This is a genomic window from Haloferax sp. s1, assembly GCF_058382125.1.
In genome coordinates this window covers 1-2,354 of the sequence record NZ_JBZRPK010000248.1, presented here as the reverse complement: position 1 = coordinate 2,354, position 2,354 = coordinate 1, and the positions used below count along the sequence as shown (strand labels likewise).

Sequence of the window (2,354 nt, the reverse complement as noted above, 5' to 3'; positions counted from 1 at the left end):
AAGCAATCTAGAGTTACACGTCACCCAGTAAAAAAATTATCGCGCCCGCTACTCGCTACCTTCGCAGCCCATATCTTGTAGATTCTTGAACATCTCGGGAGAGCGTTCACTGAGGATCTCAACATCCACTTTCAGTGTTTCGTAATTCGGCGTCAGGATTCTCCGGACGCTTGGGCGTGAGCTCCGAACCACCCAGAGGGGGTTCGCCGGGATAGTGCCAACAGTCGGGCTCTAGCGGCTGTGAGTAGTATGACCAACCCCGAACGCAATTCCAAACCAGTGGAGACGGGTTGTTCGCGACATTCCGCGCTGGGCCAGTACGCCAATCGTGATTATCGCACGCCGTTGCGCTGTGTTCCGGTGTTAATCGTCTTCAAACTCCGGTAAGTTCGCCTCGTAGTCCTGAACTCCGAGCTCTTTGAGGTATCTGTACACGTCGTCGATTGTCCGGTCATCGCTCGCTTCCTAGCGCCGACGTCGCCGACGAGGTCTGTGGGCCGGTTCGAGCACGACTGGAACGAGACAATAATCGATGCGAACGACCGCTGAGTTCCTGTCTGCCTACCACTGGTGCCGAAAGAGATTGTTCAGCGACTCGATGTCCCGACGGTCGTATGGCGTCAACAGCGCGCCGACCTTACGTCGCCACTCGGGACTGACCTGTGAGTCGGCCAGCAGTTCACGCAACCGCGCGTTCAGCTTTCGGCCTGCCGGGTCGAAGTCGGTGAGAATAACGACCTCCTCCTCGTCGATTTGGGTCGCAAACGGGACCAACCGCCCAGCCTCTGAACAGGTGTAGATTCGTTTCTCGAAACCCGCGGCTCGAAGCCCACGCCGGTCGTTCTGCCCCTCGACGATGGCGGCGTCGACGGCTCGGCTCATCTCTTGAATCAGCTCGAGAAGGTCCTGCCGCCACGCTGCTTGCTCTCGGTACGGCACAACAAGTAGAGTAGGGGTTGAACACCCGAGTACTTCACGGTGGGACCCGAGACAGAATCAATCGTTCTGTCTGCTTGCAGTTCACAGAGCACGATAGTATCGCCGACGTGACGGACGCCCCTTCCTATGAGGACTCAGTCCACTCGGTCACTCCCACCACTCACTCCGTCGGTCACTGTACGTGGCGTTTCTGAATGGTTCGGGCTTTTCTTCGTCGTCCTCGGCACCCAGATAGTGGGCCGTCCAGTAGCCCACATGCCAGCCGACGGCGTCGGAGTCAAGGTCGACGAGGACGATGCCGAGGGTGTCGTACGTCTCTAGCGCTTTGTCTCCGTCGGGGTCGTACCCACTGGCGGCGGCAAAGGAATCCGCACCCGCGGCGCACGGCGAGGTCTCACCGAAGGAGACGTGGAGGCGGATATCCGCCTTCTCGGGGTCGTCTACGTAGGTGAACGTGAGATTGTCGGGCATTCCGGGTGCGTCGTCGTCATAGTAGTCGAAGGCGTGGTGAACCTGCTCGCGGGCCGCATCCGGGTCGGCCGCTCCACTATCGTTCATGTAGACGGTGAAGTGCGAGTCAGCCCATGGAAACGCCTTCTCGGTGGCGTTGGTTCGCGGAAGCGTGTAGACCATTCCCGTCGCATCCATGAGTTCGGCCGGCTCGTCGCCGTGGGCGAGACCGAGTGTGTGTCCCAGTTCGTGTTCGATGATTTCAGCTGTCGAGTCGTCGCTGAACCCGGTTCGGATGTAGGCAGTCATCGGCCGGTCGATTTGACGTTCGTCCGTGATGTAGGGTGCACAGCCGACGGCGTCGACCTGCCCGCTACACTCCGGGATGTCGTCCGAAAAGCGGACGACGAGGTCCGGATTCCGCGCGTCCGCGTCGACCTCGTAGTCGATTTCGGAGCCGAGATAGCGCGCGTCGTTCGCCTCCCAGAACGTCGTCGCCTCGTTCACCAGCGAGGTGTAGTTACGGCCGTCGTCAGGGGTTTCTAGGGCGATAACAACCGGTTCGGACCCCCACGGCCCGGACTGCTCCACTGCGTCATCGGTTGGTTCGGACTCCCCTTCTTCGACGTAGACAGGGTTGTCCTCGTCGTGGATATCGAATTCGAAGCCGTCCCCATCATCTTCGTCATCGTCGGTGTGGTCAGCCCTGTCTTCATCATCGAACTCGAAGCCGTCCTCATCATCTTCGTCGTCATCGGCAGGGTCGTCCTCGTCACCCTCGTCATCAAACTCGAAGCTATCCTCGTGGTCGCCCTCGCCACCCTCGTCATCGAACTCGAAGCTATCCTCGTGGTCGTCCTCGTCACCCTCATCATCGAATTCGAAGCTATCCTCGTGGTCGTCCTCGCCCCCCTCGTCATCGAACTCGAAGCTATCCTCGTGGTCGTCCTCGTCACCCTCATCAT

Annotated in this window: 1 protein-coding gene and 1 pseudogene; both read right to left on the bottom strand. The window is 59.5% G+C overall.

What is annotated here, in order from left to right:
- Positions 1-561 precede the first annotated feature (561 nt).
- The gene (locus tag QT222_RS02290; RefSeq protein ID WP_137685695.1) at positions 562-882 is read right to left on the bottom strand and encodes a toprim domain-containing protein; all 321 of its coding nucleotides are present in this window, start codon (positions 880-882) and stop codon (positions 562-564) included.
- Between the two features lie 204 nt (positions 883-1,086).
- Positions 1,087-2,174 (bottom strand): annotated as a pseudogene (locus QT222_RS02285) (matrixin).
- Positions 2,175-2,354 lie beyond the last annotated feature (180 nt).